We start from the raw sequence: 16,514 nt of genomic DNA, 5'->3' as shown, positions 1-16,514 counted from the left end.
TCATGACCAACCGACCGAGTGCCCAGGCACCCACGCGGACGCCGCAGCGGCTCGACGACGCCATCGACGGCGGCATCGGGGAGTCCCCGCTGCGCCCCGACGGCACGTTGAAGGTGCGCGGCGAGTTCGCCTACGCCTCCGACCTGTGGGCCGAGGACATGCTGTGGGGCGCGACGCTGCGCAGCCCGCACCCGCACGCGCGCATCCGCTCGATCGACCTCGGCGCCGCCATGGCCATGGCGGGTGTGCACGCGGTGCTGACCGCTGAGGACGTGCCGGGCGAGAACATCTACGGGCTCAAGACCGTCGACCAGCCGGTGCTGGCCTCCGACGTGGTGCGCTACGTCGGCGAGGCGGTGGCGCTGGTGGCCGCCGACCACCCGGAGACCGCGCGGCGCGCGCTGGAGCGCATCGTCGTCGACTACGAGGTGCTGACCCCGGTGCTCGACGCCGAGCGGGCCGCGCACGACGAGGACCTGCCGAAGCTGCACCCGAACGGCAACGTGGTGCGTCACCAGCGGATCCTCAAGGGCGATCCGGACGCGGCCGCCGAGGTCGTCGTCTCGGGCGTCTACACCGTCGGCATGCAGGACCAGGCGTTCCTGGGTCCTGAGTCCGGTCTGGCGATCCCCGCCGAGGACGGCGGCGTCGACCTGTACCTGGCAACCCAGGACCTGCACTCCGACCTCGAGCAGACCGCCCGCGCGCTGGGACTTCCGCCGGAGAAGGTGCGGATGACCATGTCCGGTGTCGGCGGTGCGTTCGGCGGCCGCGAGGACCTGTCGATCCAGGTGCACGTGTGCATGCTCGCGATGCACGTCGGCAAGCCGGTGAAGATGGTCTACAGCCGCGAGGAGTCGTTCTACGGCCACGTGCACCGGCACCCGGCGAAGATGTACTACGAGCACGGCGCGAGCCGCGACGGGACGCTGGTGTACGTCAAGGCGACGCAGTACTTCGACGGCGGCGCGTACGCCTCGAAAACCCCCGTGGTGGTGGGCAACGCGACCACGCTGGGCGTCGGCCCGTACGCGGTGCCGAACGTGCGCATCGACGGTTGGGGGCTCTACACCAACAACCCGCCCTGCGGCGCGATGCGCGGACTGGGCGCCGTGCAGCCGACTTTCGCCTACGAGTCGCAGATGGACAGGCTCGCCGCCGAGCTGGGCATGGACCCTGTGGAGCTGCGGGTGCGCAACGCCATCGCCCAGGGCGGGACCACCCCCACCGGCCAAGTGGTGGACTCCCCCGCGCCGGTCGCCGAGCTGCTGGAACGCGTCCGCGCGCTGCCGATGCCACCCGAGGGCGGCACCACCGACATCCGGGAACTCCCCGGCGGGACGTCCAACAGCACGCACGGCGAAGGCGTGGTGCGCGGGATCGGCTACGGGGTGACGATCAAGAACATCTGCTACTCCGAAGGCGCCGACGACTTCTCCACGGCCCGCGTGCGGTTGCAGCTCCTCGGTGGTGAACCGGCCGCCATGGTGCACACCGCCGCGGCCGAGGTCGGGCAGGGCCTGGTGACCGTGCAGCAGCAGATCGCGCGCACCGAGCTGGGCGTGGAGCGGGTGACCATCCACCCCAACGACACCTCCGTCGGACCGGCCGGTTCCAGCTCCGCTTCGCGGCAGACCTACGTCACCGGCGGCGCGGTGCAGGCCGCCTGCCACGCCGTGCGCGATGTGCTCTTCGACCGGGTCATCGAGCGGTTCGGGACCGCGGTCGGGCTGTCGTTGCAGGGCGGCAAGGTCGTCTCCGCCGAGGGTGTCGTCGCCGACCTCACCGAGGTGCTGGGCGAGGACGTCATCGAGGAGACCCGCGAGTTCCACCACCGCCGGACCTCCCCGATGGACGCCGACGGGCGCAGCGATCTGGCCCAGGTGCAGCACGCCTTCTCCGCGCACCGCGCGGTCGTCGACGTCGACACCGAGCTGGGGCTGGTCAAGGTCGTGCAGCTGGCCTGCGCGCAGGACGTCGGCAAGGCCGTCAACCCGGAGGCCGTCCTCGGCCAGATCCAGGGCGGCTCCGCGCAGGGCCTCGGCCTGGCGGTGATGGAGGAGGTGCAGGTCAGCAACGGGAGGATCCGCAACCCCTCGTTCACCGACTACCTGATACCCACCATCCTCGACATGCCGCCGATGGAGATCGACGTCATCGAGCGCGGCGACGACAACGCGCCCTACGGGGTTCGCGGTGTCGGTGAGCCGCCGACGATCTCCACCACGCCTGCGGTCGTCGCGGCCATCCGCGCGGCCACCGGCAAGAACCTCACCCACACACCGGTCGCTCCCGAGCACATCATCTGAGCACCGCCGAGAACCTTTGGAGTGAACCGATGTCCGTGGATGTCGCAACCCGAGAAGAGCAGGCTTGGATGGCCCGGGCGATCGAGCTGGCCACCGCCAGCGTGCACAGCGGCGGCGGCCCGTTCGGCGCGGTGATCGTGCGCGACGGCGAGATCGTGGCCACCGGCGCCAACCGCGTCACCACCGACCTGGACCCGACCGCGCACGCCGAGGTCGTGGCGATCCGCAACGCATGCCGCGAGCTCGACACCTTCTCGCTGGCCGGCTGCGTGCTGGTGACCTCGTGCGAACCGTGCCCGATGTGCCTGGCCTCGTCGATGTGGGCCCGGGTCGACCGGATCCTGTTCGCCGCCGACCGCGACGACGCTGCGGCGGCAGGCTTCGACGACCGGGCCTTCTACGAGGCGATGATCGACCCCGCCAAGAACCCGACCGCGGTCGCGCGGATCGAGATCCACAACCGCAACGAAGCGTTCGACGCCTGGCGAGGCAAGACCGACCGCGTCGACTACTGAAGGAGTGTTTGCGGGCTCTGGCCCAGCGGCGGGTCGGGGAACCTGACCGGCTCCGTGGACTCCGCGCGCCACTCCTGAAGTGTGGCCAGCACGGCTTCGCGGTGCTCGCCACCACGAAGCCGCTCAGAACCCCGGCGGTGCCTGGTTCCAGAGCACTCACCGAAGAGGCGGCGGCCCCACTGAGAACAAGACGAGCGGGCGATCCCGCGCAATGCACGGCGATGACCGGGTCGCCGATCAGAACGGACCGCGCACCAGCGGGCCGCAACAGCTCAAACGCCCCGCACCAGGCATTCGGCGAGTCCTCGCCGGGCTCAACCCTGCCGTCCCGGGGGCGCCCACCGGCATGGGAGGACGCATGACTCAGCAGTTGACCACCAGACCCGACAGCGGTGTGGACCGGATCTTCCGGATGTCCGAGCGCGGTTCCACCTTCTCCCGCGAACTGCGCGGCGGCCTGACCACGTTCGTCGCGATGGCCTACATCGTGATGCTCAACCCGCTGATCCTCGGCTCCGGAACCGACGCCACCGGCGCGAAGCTCTCCCCCGAGCAGCTCACCACGGCCACGGCCGCCACCGCCGGTGTCATGACGATCGTGATGGGCCTGGTCGGCAACGCCCCGCTGGCCATGGCGACCGGGCTGAGCGTGAACGCGGTCGTCGCGTTCACCATCGCCCCCACCATGACCTGGGCCGAGGCGTTCGGGCTGGTGGTGCTCGAAGGCGTCGTGATCGTGGCGCTGGCGCTCAGCGGCGTCCGCGAGAAGATCATGAACGCCATCCCGGAGCCGCTCAAGATCGCGCTCACCGTCGGCATCGGCCTCTACATCGCGCTGATCGGCCTGGTCAGCGCAGGGTTCGTGACCCGCGTGCCGGACGCGCAGGAGACGACCGTGCCGGTGCAGATGGGCACCGACGGACACCTGTCCGGGATTCCGATCGTGGTCTTCTGCGTGACGCTGCTGGTGATGGTGGGGCTGGTGGCCCGCCGCACGCCCGGCGCGATCCTGCTGGGCATCGTGGCCGGGACGGTGATGGCGCTGGTGGCCAACGCGGCGCTCGACGTCGCTCCCGACGAGTGGGGAACGGTGGTCCCAGAGCTTCCCGCTCAGCTGGTCGGTGCCCCCGACTTCGGCTTGTTCGGGCAGGTGGACCTCTTCGGCGGGTTCGCCGCCGCCGGCGGCGTGGCGGCGACGGTGTTCCTGTTCACCCTGGTGCTGTCCGGGTTCTTCGACGCGATGGGCACGATCACCAGCGTCTCCTCGCAGGCCGGGCTGGTCCAGGACGGCAAGGTCGAGGGCATGGGCCGGATCCTGGCCGTCGACGGTGTCGCCGCTGCAGCGGGCGGGCTGGCCGGGGCCGCGCCCAACACGGTGTTCCTGGAGTCGGCCGCGGGTGTCGCCGAAGGCGCCCGCACCGGCCTGGCCAGCGTGTTCACCGGCCTGCTGTTCTGCCTGACGTTGCTGGTCACACCGCTGGCGTCGGTGGTTCCGGCGCAGGCCGCCGCGCCTGCTCTGGTGATCGTCGGCGGGCTGATGATGTCGCAGGTCAGGTTGATCCCCTGGGACGACCCCGAGTACGTGATCCCGGCGTTCCTGACGCTGGCGGTCATCCCGTTCACCTACATGATCACCAACGGCATCGGAGCCGGTCTGATCGCCTTCGCGGTGATCAAGCTGGCCCGGGGCAAGGTGCGGGAGATCGGCTGGCTGGTCGGCTCGCTGGCGATCGTCTTCGCCGTCTACTTCCTCATCTCCGGCCTCACCGGGATTTGAGCCCGCGGTCCGGGGGCGCCACGGCGCGTCCCCGGACCAGTACGGTCGGTCCGTGACAGCACCAGCAGGAGTCGTTCTCGCGGCGGGCGCGGGCCGCCGCTTCGGGATGCCGAAAGCCCTCGTCGACTACCGGGGAGCGCTCTTCGTCGACCGCGCCGCGAAGGTCCTGGCCGACGCCGGTTGCGCCCCGGTGCTGGTGGTCCTCGGCGCCGCAGCCGACGAGGTCCGGGAGCGCGCCGAGCTCGCGGGGGTGACGACGGTGCTCAACCCCGACTGGCCCTCCGGCATGGGTTCTTCGCTCCGGACCGCGCTGGAGGCGCTGCGGGAGTCCGACGCCCCGTCCGCGGTGATCCTCCCGGTCGACATGCCGGGCATCGGCCCGGAAGCCGTTCGCCGCGTCGCCGCGCTCTCCTCCCCCGACGCGCTCGCCGCCGCCTCGCACGGGGGACGCCGCAGTCACCCGGTGTTGCTGGGAAGGAACCACTGGACCGGTGCAGCCGCGTCCGCGAGGGGTGACGCCGGCGCACGCGACTACCTGAAGCAACGCGCAGTGACGATGGTGTCCTGTGACGACGTATCGGACGGCTTCGATGTTGACCGGCTTGAAGATTTGGACCGCCCCGCCACGTAGAGTGCCAGGACGACCGAGAGGCGCTGCTGAGAACCAGTGCACCTAGCATTGTCTTCCGGTCAAGAGCTCGAACGCCCGAGCGAAGTGGAGAGCGGAGGCATTCATGGCTGGCGGTCATATCACCGCGAACTACGTACCCCAGGGCGAAGACTGGCAGATTACCGTCACGGATGGTGACGGCAAGAAGACCGCGCGTGCCCCCGGGCTGATCGCCGCTCGAGACCAGGCCGATCAGCTGATCGAGCAGCTCTCGCCCGGCAAGTCCGGCCGCGTGGTGATCCACCTGCTCGACGGGGACGGCTTCGCCTTCACCACCGCCTACCTGCAGGCCAGGCACGGCCTGTCGGACGAGGCGACCCAGCACGCGGCGCGCGCCGCCGCGGCCCACGCACCGTCCCAGTAGCGCTGCGGTCTGGTCGGCAAGCCACTGGTCGGTGACTGTTCGCAACCCACCGATCACGCGCGCCGGAGACCTACCGCCGGTGACCCTAGGATGGCGTTCGTGAACGCGCCGACCAGTAGTGCACCCCAGGAGGAAGCAGCGGTGGCCAGCCTCGAACCGAGCAGGCCGCCCGTCGGCCGGGGACGCCCGCGGGACGCCTCCCGCGATGCCGCGTTGCGCCAGGCCGCGATGGAGGTGCTGGCCCAGGTCGGCTACCGGGCGCTGACCATGGACGCCGTCGCCGCCCGGGCCAGGGCCGGGAAGGCCACGATCTACCGCCGCTGGGACTCGAAGCTCGACCTGGTCATCGACACCTGCAACGAGCTCGTCCAGCGCCGCATCCCGGAGCCGGACCTGGGTTCGGTGGCCGACGATCTCGGCGAGTTCCTGCGCGCCTTCGCCACGCTGCTGACCGGCCCGGTCGGCAAGGCCGCGCAAGCGCTGGTAGGCGAGCTGCCGCACGAGCCCGAGCTGGCGCTGAAGTTCCGCGAGTCCTTCCTGCTGCCGCAGCGCGACGTGCTGCGTCGGATCATGGAGCGCGGTGTGCGGCGCGGCGAGATCGGCCCGAACGCCCCGATCGACACGGTCGGCGAGCTGGCCGGTGCGGGGCTGATCTACCGGCTGATGCTGGCCGACGAGCCGCTGGACACGGGATTCGTGGACCGGTTGCTCAACGAGGCGCTGCTTCCGCTGTTGAAGCGCTGATCGTCCATTCCACGCGCTAGGGTGGCTTCGCGGGAAACGGAGGTCGGTTCGTGTCCGAGGTTCTCAAGCTCAACCGCTGGCCGGTGAAGTCGCTGCGCGGGGAGCAGCTGTCCACCGCGCTCTTCGACGAGCGCGGCGTGGCGGGTGACCGCGCCTACGCGCTGGTCGACGAGCGGCCGAACCGAGCGGGCAACATCCTCACCGTTCGGCAGAACCAGACCCTGCTGTCCTGGTCGGCGAGCTACGGCGACCTGCCGGAGCCGGCCGGACCGCCGATCCTCACCGGTTCCGACGACCAGCGGTTCTCCTGGGAGGACCCGAAGCTCGCGGACGTGCTGGAGGAGTCGCTGGGCATACCGGTGAGCCTGCGCGCGGCCGACGGCCAGCAGGACCGCGGTCCGACGGTGCTGGTCACCTTCGAGTCGTCGCTGCGCGAGCTGAGCGAGGAGGTGGGCGCGGAGGTGGACTTGCGGCGCTTCCGCACGAACCTGCACGTGGAGGCGGATCTGCCGGCGTTCGCCGAGCAGGATTGGGAAGCGGGCGCCACGATCACCGCCGGCGAGGTGGAACTGGCCGTGACCGGCGAACACGCGGGTCCGTGCATCCGTTGCGCGGTGCCGAGCTGGGACGCCGAGGGGCGCGAGCGCTGGCGGGAACTGCAAACTCACCTGATCCAGCGACACGAGAACAAGTTTGGCGTGATCATGCGAGTGACCCGGCCGGGTGCGGTGAACGTGGGCGACGCGGTCCGGGCGGGTTGAGCGGGTTCCGGCGTTCTGGGGCCAGGTCCGAGACCCCAGAACGACCGGCACCTCACCTGAACAGCTTGCGCACGACCACCACGGTGACCAGTGCACCGACCCCGATGAGCGCGTAGCGCACCTTGGGATCGTTCAGCTTCTCCATGACGCTGGCTTTGCCGGCGTCGACGAACCGCTGCGGGTTCGCCTGCACGCTCAACCTGTCCAACGTGTCGGCCAGCGCGTCACGCGCCTGCTCGATGTCACGCTCGATGGCATCTTGATCACGGGCCACGTGTCCTCCTCACGTTCACCTGGCTGCCCACACCGTAGTTCACAGCGGAACCCGCGCCGCATCAGCCGCGCCCATGTCGCCTGCTCGGGTCTCCTCAGCCGCCCCAAGAACAAGATCGACGAGCGCGATACGCTGTGCACGACAAGGGGCCGTAGCCCAATTGGCAGAGGCACTAGGTTTAGGTCCTAGACAGTGAGGGTTCGAGTCCCTCCGGCCCCACCGAACTCCCCCACGCCCTCCCGGCCTCTCGACCTCGGGGAGCCAGGTGCCCGAGGGCAATGACGTTGACGCCGTCTTCCCGGGTGTTCCGCGCCCTGCGACGCGCGAACGATCTCCTGGATCAGGAGACGACGCCAGCGACGACTTCAGCTGAACCGACTCCCCGGGGAACGCCCCGCAGGTACCGTTCGGCGGCGTCGGCACTGATCAGGGGGAGTGCGTCCATGACTGCTCTGCACGTCAGCCCGGAGTTCCCGTCGGTGCTCCAACGCATCGACGATCTCGGCGAGGCGCTCCGCACGAGCGCGGATGCAGCCGAGCGGCGCGGGAGCCTCGGCGAAGACGTCGCGGACGGCCTGCTGGCGGCCGGGGCCGTTCGGGCTTCGCTGCCCGCGAGTCTCGGTGGTCACGAGTTCGCTCCGCGGCAGCTGATCGAGGTGATCGAGCGGATCAGCCACCACGATGCCGCGGCCGGGTGGACGATGATGGCGTTGCAGCACATCACCGGCACCACCGCCGCGTACCTCGACACCGCTGCGGCAGATGCCTTGTTCGCCGACGTCGCGGGCGGGGACCACGCGTTGCTGGCCGGGCACGGCACCAGACCGGGCCGCGCCGTCCCGGTGGACGGCGGCTACTTGGTCAGCGGGAGCTGGCAGTTCGCCACCGGCATGGCGCTGGCCAGCCACGTCCACAGCCTGGTCCTCGTCGAGGGCAGCGGCGAACCTCGCGTGCTGGCGATGCCGAAGTCGCAGGTGACGCTGGTCGACAACTGGGACGTGCACGGGCTGCGCGCGACGACCAGCATCGATTACCACTGCACCGACGCGTTCGTCCCGGTGGGAAACACCTATTCCGCGACGACGACCACGTCCGTGAACGGCGGCGCGATGTACCGCGTCGGCCTGGTCAACATGGCGGCGATCGGGCACACGGGCTGGGCGCTCGGTGTCGGTCGCCGACTCCTCGACGAGCTGAAGTCGTTCGCAGCGCCCCGGTTCGACGCGCCCGGCGCCGCGGTCAGCACCGCGCAGTTCCACGCCGAGCACGCGACCGCCGAAGCCGCGCTGCGCTCGGCCCGGGCGTGGGCGATGCAGGTGTGGCAGGACGTCGAGCACACCCTGGACACCGGCGAAGCGCAGACCACCGAGCAGGACACGATGATCCGGCTCGCCCTCGGGAACGCCACGAGAGCAGCGCAGGACGTCGGCCGGACCGTGCACCGCTGGGCAGGAACGGCAGCGATCCGGCGGGGACCGATCAACCGCTTCCTCCGCGACCTCGACACCGGGTCCCAGCACGTCACCTCCAGCCCGGTGGTCCTGCAGAACTGCGGGGAGTGGCTCAGCGGAGCACGACCCGGAGGCCACTGGGAATTCCTCGACCTGGTCCCGTGATCGCCGCGTTCCCAGCAGATGCGTCGCCGTCACCTCGAGGCCGTTTCGGCCCCGGGGGTGGCGGCGAGCGGTATACCGTGGTCGACGTGGTGGTTCCGTGGTTCGGGGGTCGTGGGTGGTGAGCGTGAAGGTCGTTCTGGTGGATGACGAGGACCTGGTGCGGTCCGGGATTCGGATGATCCTGGAGTCCGCGCCCGAGATCGCGGTGGTGGCCGAGGCCGCCAGCGGGGTCGGGATCGTGGACCTCGTGGCGAAGTTCTCGCCGGACGTGGTGCTCACCGACATCCAGATGCCCGAGGTCGGGGGCCTGGAGGTGACCAAGCGGCTCGCCGCGTTGCCGAACCCGCCCGCGGTGGGCGTGCTGACGACCTTCGACGTGGACGAGTACGTGCACGAAGCCCTGCAGAACGGGGCGGCCGGATTCCTGCTCAAGGACACCCGGCCGCACGAACTGATCTCCGCCGTGCACACCCTCGCCGGTGGCGAAGCGATGCTCTCGCCGCGGATCACCCGGAAGCTGCTGACGGCCTTCTCCTCCGGCGGCGGTGCCGCGCAGTCGGCGAAGTCCAAGATGGACAAGCTGACCGCGCGGGAGCGCGAAGTCGCCGTGGCAGTCGCGCAGGGGTCCAGCAACGCCGAGATCGCCGCTGACCTGTACATGAGCCAGTCCACCGTAAAAGTCCACATCGGACGGATCATGCACAAGCTGGACGCCGTCAACCGGACCCAGGTCGCGATCATCACCCACGACGCAGGCTTGGCCTAGTACGCCTCGCGCCGCCGGTAGGCGTCCCCGCGCCCGATCAGGAACCACGCGACCGGACCCAGGAACGGGGCGGCGAAGGTGATGCCGATCCACACGATCGTCATCCCGAAACCCAACGGCGAGCAGAGGATGCTGACCAGCGCGCAGATGAACAGCGCCATCGCGCCGACGATCACCAGCGCGAGCAGTCCCAGGCTGCCCAACGCGAACAACTGCTCCGGGTTGCGCAAGAGCGTGCCCAGGTCCATTTCGCTTCCTCCCACGAGTTGCGTCGTTCCTTCGATCAACAACGCTATGGATCAACGGCCGCCGAGACGTCCCTCCACCCGCTCGTCCCCACTTGGCCGAAAGTCGTACCCGCCTCGGCCGGTCGGCGAACGTGCCGGGGAATTCGCGCAGCTAGAGTCGGTCCGGTGCGTGACCTCCTCGACCGAGAGCAGCTGCTGTCCTGGTGGGACGGCAAGGTGCACCGCCTGCTGATCGACCTCGCCGTGGCCTTGGTGATCGGCGGCGTGCTCAGCACCCAGGCCACGCCGTGGGAGTTCTTCCTCCACTCCGCCGTCGGAGTCGCACTGCTCGTGCGCAGGCGGTTCCCGCTGGTGACCGCCGGAGCATCAGTCGCACTGATCGTGTTCCTGCTCTACCTGCCGCCGTCGTGGGTCGCGCTGTACTCCTACGCGCGCCGCCACGGTGCCGCGCCTTCGACGTGGGTCGTGGGCATCGCGATCATCGGGACCGGGGTGACGGCGAACTTGATCCGCTACCCCGGGGAGCAGGTGTTCCCGACGCTGCTGACCATCGGCGTGAACTCGGCGTTCTACACCGTTCCCGCGATGCTCGGGTTGTGGCTGCACCAGCGGCGAGCGCTGCTGACCGCCGCTCGCGAGCGCATCGAACGCGCCGAGCGGGAACGTGCGCTGCTCACCGGGCGGGCCGTCACCGAGGAACGGCGGCGGATCGCGCGCGAGCTGCACGACGTGATCGCCCACCGGGCCAGCGTCATGTCGCTGCAGGCCGGCGCGCTCACCCTGCACGCGAAGGACGAGGGCACCGCCCAGACCGCGGAGATCATCCGCGAGAACAGCGCGAAGGCGCTCACCGAGCTCCGCGGCATGCTGCGGGTGCTGCGGGAAGGTCCCTCCGACCTCTCCGAAGCGCCGACCTTGGAAGACATCGCCGAGCTGGTGCGCGAAACCGGCTCCGGAGTGCGGTTGAGCATGCCCGACGAACTTCCCAAGACCTCCGGGAGCACCGGGCGCGCGGCCTACCGTGTGGTGCAGGAAGCCCTGACGAACGCGGCGCAGCACGCACCCGGCGCATCGGTGTCCGTCGTCGTCGAGGGCGGCGACGAGCTCCGCGTCACCGTCACCAACGGCCCCGGTCCGCAGGCGCCGACCGCTGGGAAGGGGTACGGGCTGCTCGGGATGCGGGAGCGCGTTGCGCTCGCGGGTGGCTCCCTGGAGGTGGGGCCGACCGCGGACGGGGGCTTCCGAGTGGCGGCCGTGCTGCCGCGGTGACCGAAAGTCGTACCCGGCCATAGCTGGAAGTCAGACGCCCTGACCTCACCGGATTCGCGATCCTCGTCGTCATGCGGGGCATCCGATCCGACTTCGAGGAGCAGGGTTGATCACCATCCGGGAACTGACCAAGCGCTACGGCAACACGCTCGCCGTGCACGACCTCACCTGCACGATCCGGCCGGGCGTGGTGACCGGCTTCCTCGGCCCGAACGGCGCGGGCAAGTCCACCACGATGCGGCTCATGCTCGGCCTCGACCGCGGCGAGGGCGAAGTCCTCTTCAACCACAGCCACTACCGCGACCTGCCGAACCCGGTGCGCATGGTGGGCGCTCTGCTCGACGCCGGGGCCGTGCACCCGGGGCGGTCGGCGCACCAGCACCTGCGGATGATCGCGGCCGGTGCCGGGATCTCCGAGCAGCGGGTCCGCGAGGTGCTGGCCGCCGTCAACCTCGACGAGGTGCGGTCCCGCCGCATCGGCGGCTTCAGCCTCGGGATGCGGCAACGCCTCGGCCTCGCCGCCGCGCTGGTGGGAGACCCCGAGTACGTGATCCTCGACGAGCCGACCAACGGGCTCGATCCCGAAGGCGTCCGCTGGATCCGCTCGCTGCTGCGCAACCTCGCCGACGAGGGCCGCACCGTGCTCGTGTCCTCGCACCTGCTGGCCGAGGTCGCGCAGCTCGCCGACGATCTCGTCGTCATCGGCGAGGGCCGGCTGATCGCCGCCCAGCCGGTGCGCGACTTCATCGCCGCGCACACCCGCACCCACGTCGTCGTCCGCACCCCGGAGCCCGACCGCTTCCGGGACTGGCTGCGGCAGGCCGGTTTCCAGGTCCAGCCCGAGGACGTCGACGCGCTCGTCGTCGACACCCCCAACGCCGACGCGGTCAGCGCCGCCGCACGCCAGGCCGGGGTCGCGCTCCGCGAGCTGCACACCCGCCGCAGCAGCCTCGAGGACGCCTTCTTCAACGCCACCGCCAACGCCACGACCTACCGGGGAGAAGCAGCATGACCACCACCCTCGAAGCCCGCTCCCAGGCCGACCGCGCGCCGGGGTTCCGCCGAGCGCTGGCGTACGAGTGGGCCGCGTTCCGGACCGTGCGGTCCAACTGGGTGCTGATCGGGGCGGCGCTGCTGGTGCAGCTCCTGCTCACGGTGTTCGCGCACGACTCCCGCGACCACGGAGACGTCACCTTCACCAAGGTGCTCTCCGTCGCGTGGCTGTTCGGGGCGCTCGTGGGCGCGCTCGGCGTCAACTCCTTCGGCACCGAGTACCGGTTCCGCACGATCACCACGACCGTGCTCACCGCGCGATCGCGGACGCGCGTGCTGCTGGCCAAGATGGGCGTGGTCACCGCGGTCGCCGTCGCCACCGAGATCGCGGTGCTCGCGACGTCCTGGCTGGTGCTCGCGGTGTTCTTCGCGGCCGCGCCGACGGTGTCCTCGTCGCTGGTGATGGGCACCGGCGTCGTCGTCTACACCGCGCTGATGACGCTGATCGGGCTCGCACTGGCCGCGCTGCTGCACGGATCGGTCGTCCCGATCGCGTTCCTGGTGGTGTGGCCGGAGGTCGAGATGCTCCTGATCAACCGGCTGGATCTGCCGGAGTGGCTGCTCGTCGTGCTCCAGCCGTTCTACTCGGCCCGCCGACTGATCAACGAGACGCCCGATTGGCCGCACGTGCTGCCGATGCTGGGACTCGCGGCGGTGCTGCTCTGCGCTGCGGGCATCGTCCTGGCCTGCCGCGACGTGTGAGTACGGTGACGGACGTGCCGGTCGAGCAGAAGCCCTCGTGGTTGTCGTGGTGGGACGGTTCGCTGCGGTCGCTGCTGTTCGACCTCGCCGTCGCGGGGGCCCCGGTCGCGGGTGAGTTCTACACGCACGGCGGCCGCCTCAACGACACCTCTCCCCTGGCGATCGCCGCGCTGACCACGGGATTCCTCGCGCTGGTGGTGCGGCGGCGCTTCCCGTTCGCCGTCGCCCTGGTGCTGGCCGCGGCATCGCTGCCCATCGATCCCGTCGTCGGGGCGACGGAGGTCGCGCTGTACACGGTGGCGAGCCGACGCGGAACGCGGCCGACGACGTGGCTGGCCTTCGTCGCCCATCTGCTGGCCCTCGCGCCGATGGTGTGGCGGTGGGGCGAGTTCCACCTGGGACCGGCGACGACCATCGTGGTGGGAACCGTGGTCGTGCCGATGCTGCTCGGGCTGTGGGTGTACGGGCGGCGGCGCGTGCTCGTCGACTACCGGGAGAAGGCCGAGCAGGTCGAGCGCGAGCGAAAGCTGCTGGCCGAGCAGGCAGTGGAGGCGCAGCGGCGCGAAATCGCCCGCGAGATGCACGACGTCGTCGCGCACCGCATCGGCGTGGTGTCGCGGCACGCCGACGTGCTGGCCGCCAACGCCACCGACGAGCGCAGCGCCGAGCTCGCCGAGATCATCCGGTCCACCAGCGCCACCGCGATGTCCGAGCTGCACGAGATGCTGCGCGCGCTGCGCGACGACGCCGAACCCGAGCCGGCCTCGGCGAGCACGACCGGTATCGCCGACCTCGTCTCCGGCGCCATCGAATCAGGGGCGAACGTGCGGCTCGACATGGCCGAGCCCGCCCCGGACGTCCCGCCCGAGGTGGGACGGGCCGCGTACCGCGTGGTGCAGGAGGGGCTCACCAACGCCGCCAAGCACGCCCCGAACGCGGCCGTGCAGGTCACCGTGCGTTCCGACGACGAGCTGGCGGTGACGGTGACCAACCGCCGCAGCCCGCGCGGCCACGACGTCGCGCTGCCCAGCTCCGGCTTCGGCCTGGTCGGCATGCGCGAGCGCGTCGCCCTCACCGGGGGCAGGTTGGAGACCGGCCGCACCGAGGACGGCGGCTACCGCGTCCACGCCACCTTCCCGCTCCGCACCGACGACACCTCGTCCGAGTGACGGAGCTCCGGGCGGTCGACAGCGTCGGCCGATGAGTTCTCGGGCCCCGCTCGGTCTGCACGTGGAGACCCTGCGGAGGGAGGACCGAGCGATGTCGGATCTGATGGTGGACTTCATCATCTCCCTCGACGGCTACGCGGCTGCCGAGGGATGGCCCGGTTCCTGGTGGATGGAGGGCCCCGAGCACCTCGGGTGGATCGGGAGCGAGTCGGAGCTGGAGCACGTCACGCTCATGGGGGCCACGACGTACCGGCTGATGTCCGGGTTCGCCGCCGAGGCCCCCGAGGAGGCCGGGCTCGCCGAGCTGACCGCGATGCCCAAGGTCGTCTTCTCCTCCACGCTGAAGGCACCGCTGACCTGGGCGAACAGCGATCTCGTCACCGGGGACGCCGTCGAGGCCGTGCGGGAGCTCAAGCAGCGAAACTCGCCCGCGCGCACCGTCGGCAGCCTTGGACTGAGCCGTCGCTGCTCGAAGCCGGGGTCGTGGACCGCTTCCGCGTGGTCGTCTTCCCGGTCATCACCGGCAAGACCGGCCAGGAACGCACTTCGACGGCTACCCGGACATCGAGCTCGACCTGATCAGCGACCGCACCTTCGACGGCCGGCTCCAGCTGCTCGAGTACGCCCCCACGATCCTCGACGGCCTGCCCGGCGCGTGATCGTCAGCGACCGCTGACGGCGCGTTCGACGGCGGCGATGTAGTCGTCGAACTCGGCGGTGGGCACGCCGTCCTCGACGAGGGCGTCGCGTGAGCGCTCCAGCTGCACGCCCTTCCCCGATACCGTCATTCGGCGAGCAGCGCCTCGATCCGGTGCTGCTCGACGAGTTCTTCGTAGTCCGAGGGGTCCGCCTCGACCAGCACCGCCGAGCGTCCCGTCACCTCGCCGATGGGACGCAGGAGTTCGAGCGCCTTCTCGCGGGTGCTGAGCACGCCGACCACCAGGGCGGCCCGATCGGGATCGCCCGCGTCGTCCGCGACGCCGAGGCTCCACGGGATCTCGCACGGGCCCCGGTGCCACTCGTCGGGGCACAGTAGGTGCGCGATCGGGTCCTGCGCACCGATGGCTTCGGCGAGGCTCGCGAATCCGTCGACCCGGATCTCGTAGACGCGCGCGTGGTTCATCCGTTCCCCCAGGTGATGTGGCCGTGCGAACCAGCATCGCGCCTCGCAGGGGACGGCGATTCCGGGGCCTCCCGGAGATTTCCCCGAGAGGGCCCCGGAATCGGCTCTAGCCGAGGTCGAGGATGGCGTAGCCGAAGGCCGGGACCGTGACGGTCCGCCCGTCGATGCGGACACCGCTGTCCTCGACGGGGCGGGCCTCGGCCAGACGGTCGTCGGCGACGTCGACGGTGACCTGTTCGCGGCTCGGGTTGATCGTGATCAGGAAGCGGTCGCCGCGCAGGTAGGTCAGCGGGTAGCCGTCGTGGAACACCTCCACCGCGCCGCTGCTGCCGAACTCGGGGTGCTCCTTGCGCAGCGCGATGACCCGTTGCACGAAGTTCAGCAGCGAGCCTCGATCCGCGAGCTGACCTGCGACGGTCGGCCGGTTCGGGTCCGGGTCCTGCGGGATGTAGAGCTCGTCGGCAGGGGCGGTGGAGAACCCGGCGTTGGGGCCGTCGTTCCACTGCATCGGCGTGCGGTTGTTCTGCCGACCGTTGCTGCCCTCGACGTCGGGCAGGCCCTCGATCAGCCGCATCCCGATCTCCTCGCCGTAGTACAGCGTCGGAACGGTCGGCCAGGTCAGCCAGAACGCGAACGCCGCCGGGATCTCCTCCGGCGTCCGCACGCCGTTGTTCAACCGCAGCGCGCCGTCGTGGTTGGCCGAGGGCAGCAGGATGTGCCCGGGGCGCCCGATGGTCTGCTCGGTCTGCTGCCAGGCGTCGGTGAAGGTCTTGGCGGTGCCGGTGCCGTCGGCGCCGAAGTAAGGGTTGTCCTGCCACAACGACTTCCACGGCGCACCGTCGCCGGGTCCGTTGACGGGCAGGAAAAAGTCGCCGTCGAAGCCCGCGGGGACCGAGGTCGCCGGGTCGCCCCACTCGGAGATCAGCACCGCGTCGGGGTGTTCCTCGCCGAGCCACGCCCGCATCTCGCCCCACAGCTTGCCGGTCTCGACCCAACCCGGGTCGTCCTTGACCAGCGTCGCGGCCAGGTCGCAGCGGAAGCCCGAAACACCCAGCTCCAGCCAGTGGTCCATCACCTCGCGCATCGCTTCGCGGTTGCGCTTGGGACCTTCGGCATCGACCGGCTGACGCCACGGCTCGTCCGGGTCCATCCTC

At 70.5% G+C, this 16,514-nt stretch carries 19 protein-coding genes and 1 tRNA gene; 15 read left to right on the top strand and 5 right to left on the bottom strand.

All coding sequences use genetic code 11. From position 1 onward, the window contains the following. The first annotated feature begins 2 nt into the window (after nucleotides 1-2). From pucD to E1161_RS25255, 7 genes are all read left to right on the top strand, one after another. On the top strand, nucleotides 3-2,309 hold the full coding sequence (gene pucD, locus E1161_RS25285) for a xanthine dehydrogenase subunit D (RefSeq protein ID WP_132627242.1): 2,307 nt from the start codon (nucleotides 3-5) through the stop codon (nucleotides 2,307-2,309). A 68-nt stretch (nucleotides 2,310-2,377) separates the two neighbouring features. Continuing rightward, the gene (locus E1161_RS25280; protein WP_408012111.1) at nucleotides 2,378-2,824 is read left to right on the top strand and encodes a nucleoside deaminase; all 447 of its coding nucleotides are present in this window, start codon (nucleotides 2,378-2,380) and stop codon (nucleotides 2,822-2,824) included. 358 nt (nucleotides 2,825-3,182) lie between these two features. Further along, nucleotides 3,183-4,601, top strand: coding sequence for an NCS2 family permease (locus tag E1161_RS25275; RefSeq protein ID WP_132627240.1), 1,419 nt, complete (start codon nucleotides 3,183-3,185; stop codon nucleotides 4,599-4,601). A 52-nt stretch (nucleotides 4,602-4,653) separates the two neighbouring features. Then, nucleotides 4,654-5,232 carry a nucleotidyltransferase family protein gene (locus E1161_RS25270; protein WP_132627239.1) on the top strand — a complete coding sequence of 193 codons (579 nt, stop codon included), beginning with the start codon at nucleotides 4,654-4,656 and terminating at the stop codon, nucleotides 5,230-5,232. A 103-nt stretch (nucleotides 5,233-5,335) separates the two neighbouring features. Then, nucleotides 5,336-5,635, top strand: a complete 300-nt coding sequence (locus tag E1161_RS25265; protein ID WP_132627238.1) for a hypothetical protein — start codon at nucleotides 5,336-5,338, stop codon at nucleotides 5,633-5,635. Between the two features lie 99 nt (nucleotides 5,636-5,734). Further along, nucleotides 5,735-6,379, top strand: coding sequence for a TetR/AcrR family transcriptional regulator (locus E1161_RS25260; RefSeq protein ID WP_408012107.1), 645 nt, complete (start codon nucleotides 5,735-5,737; stop codon nucleotides 6,377-6,379). 50 nt (nucleotides 6,380-6,429) lie between these two features. Further along, nucleotides 6,430-7,140: an MOSC domain-containing protein gene (locus tag E1161_RS25255; RefSeq protein ID WP_132627236.1), complete on the top strand. Its 711-nt coding sequence runs from the start codon at nucleotides 6,430-6,432 to the stop codon at nucleotides 7,138-7,140. 52 nt (nucleotides 7,141-7,192) lie between these two features. Here the strand turns inward: E1161_RS25255 and E1161_RS25250 are convergent, their stop codons facing one another. Further along, nucleotides 7,193-7,414 carry a DUF3618 domain-containing protein gene (locus E1161_RS25250; RefSeq protein WP_132627235.1) on the bottom strand — a complete coding sequence of 74 codons (222 nt, stop codon included), beginning with the start codon at nucleotides 7,412-7,414 and terminating at the stop codon, nucleotides 7,193-7,195. Between the two features lie 145 nt (nucleotides 7,415-7,559). Here E1161_RS25250 and E1161_RS25245 point away from each other — a divergent pair. From E1161_RS25245 to E1161_RS25235, 3 genes are all read left to right on the top strand, one after another. Then, nucleotides 7,560-7,633: transfer RNA gene (locus E1161_RS25245), tRNA-Leu, on the top strand. A 224-nt stretch (nucleotides 7,634-7,857) separates the two neighbouring features. Next, complete coding sequence (locus E1161_RS25240; protein WP_132627234.1) at nucleotides 7,858-9,030, top strand: acyl-CoA dehydrogenase family protein; 1,173 nt, start codon at nucleotides 7,858-7,860, stop codon at nucleotides 9,028-9,030. 124 nt (nucleotides 9,031-9,154) lie between these two features. Continuing rightward, entirely contained in the window at nucleotides 9,155-9,796 is a 642-nt protein-coding gene (locus tag E1161_RS25235) for a response regulator transcription factor (RefSeq protein WP_328591314.1), read from the top strand. Here E1161_RS25235 and E1161_RS25230 read toward each other — a convergent pair. After that, nucleotides 9,793-10,044 carry a PLD nuclease N-terminal domain-containing protein gene (locus E1161_RS25230; RefSeq protein WP_132627232.1) on the bottom strand — a complete coding sequence of 84 codons (252 nt, stop codon included), beginning with the start codon at nucleotides 10,042-10,044 and terminating at the stop codon, nucleotides 9,793-9,795. The two genes, E1161_RS25235 and E1161_RS25230, sit on opposite strands and share 4 nt — an antisense overlap. Nucleotides 10,045-10,209: 165 nt before the next feature. Here E1161_RS25230 and E1161_RS25225 point away from each other — a divergent pair, with 165 nt between their 5' ends. The 5 genes from E1161_RS25225 (at nucleotide 10,210) to E1161_RS25205 (ending at nucleotide 14,913) form a co-directional block, all read left to right on the top strand. Next, nucleotides 10,210-11,313 carry a sensor histidine kinase gene (locus E1161_RS25225; protein WP_132627231.1) on the top strand — a complete coding sequence of 368 codons (1,104 nt, stop codon included), beginning with the start codon at nucleotides 10,210-10,212 and terminating at the stop codon, nucleotides 11,311-11,313. 106 nt (nucleotides 11,314-11,419) lie between these two features. Continuing rightward, the gene (locus E1161_RS25220) at nucleotides 11,420-12,325 is read left to right on the top strand and encodes an ABC transporter ATP-binding protein (RefSeq protein WP_132627230.1); all 906 of its coding nucleotides are present in this window, start codon (nucleotides 11,420-11,422) and stop codon (nucleotides 12,323-12,325) included. Continuing rightward, nucleotides 12,322-13,068, top strand: coding sequence for an ABC transporter permease (locus E1161_RS25215; RefSeq protein ID WP_132627229.1), 747 nt, complete (start codon nucleotides 12,322-12,324; stop codon nucleotides 13,066-13,068). Before E1161_RS25220 ends, E1161_RS25215 begins: the two co-directional genes overlap by 4 nt. Nucleotides 13,069-13,082: 14 nt before the next feature. Next, entirely contained in the window at nucleotides 13,083-14,237 is a 1,155-nt protein-coding gene (locus E1161_RS25210) for a sensor histidine kinase (protein WP_235875296.1), read from the top strand. A gap of 91 nt (nucleotides 14,238-14,328) precedes the next feature. After that, on the top strand, nucleotides 14,329-14,913 hold the full coding sequence (locus E1161_RS25205) for a dihydrofolate reductase family protein (protein WP_235875295.1): 585 nt from the start codon (nucleotides 14,329-14,331) through the stop codon (nucleotides 14,911-14,913). On the opposite strand, the gene E1161_RS28450 is transcribed toward E1161_RS25205, so the two are convergent. From E1161_RS28450 to E1161_RS25195, 3 genes are all read right to left on the bottom strand, one after another. Next, nucleotides 14,900-15,025, bottom strand: coding sequence for a hypothetical protein (locus E1161_RS28450; protein WP_268951423.1), 126 nt, complete (start codon nucleotides 15,023-15,025; stop codon nucleotides 14,900-14,902). The genes E1161_RS25205 and E1161_RS28450 overlap by 14 nt on opposite strands. Then, nucleotides 15,022-15,360 (bottom strand): hypothetical protein, encoded by a 339-nt coding sequence (locus tag E1161_RS25200; RefSeq protein WP_132627227.1) that lies wholly within the window; start codon nucleotides 15,358-15,360, stop codon nucleotides 15,022-15,024. Before E1161_RS25200 ends, E1161_RS28450 begins: the two co-directional genes overlap by 4 nt. Before the next feature lie 106 nt (nucleotides 15,361-15,466). Beyond that, nucleotides 15,467-16,514 (bottom strand): alpha-amylase family glycosyl hydrolase (locus E1161_RS25195; RefSeq protein ID WP_132627226.1); only part of this gene is annotated, 1,048 nt, incomplete at its 5' end.

Origin of the sequence: Saccharopolyspora aridisoli (assembly GCF_004348445.1) — a bacterium.
Classification (GTDB): domain Bacteria; phylum Actinomycetota; class Actinomycetes; order Mycobacteriales; family Pseudonocardiaceae; genus Saccharopolyspora; species Saccharopolyspora aridisoli.
Note: the sequence above shows the minus strand (reverse complement) of the source record. Positions and strands in the feature narration are given on the sequence as shown.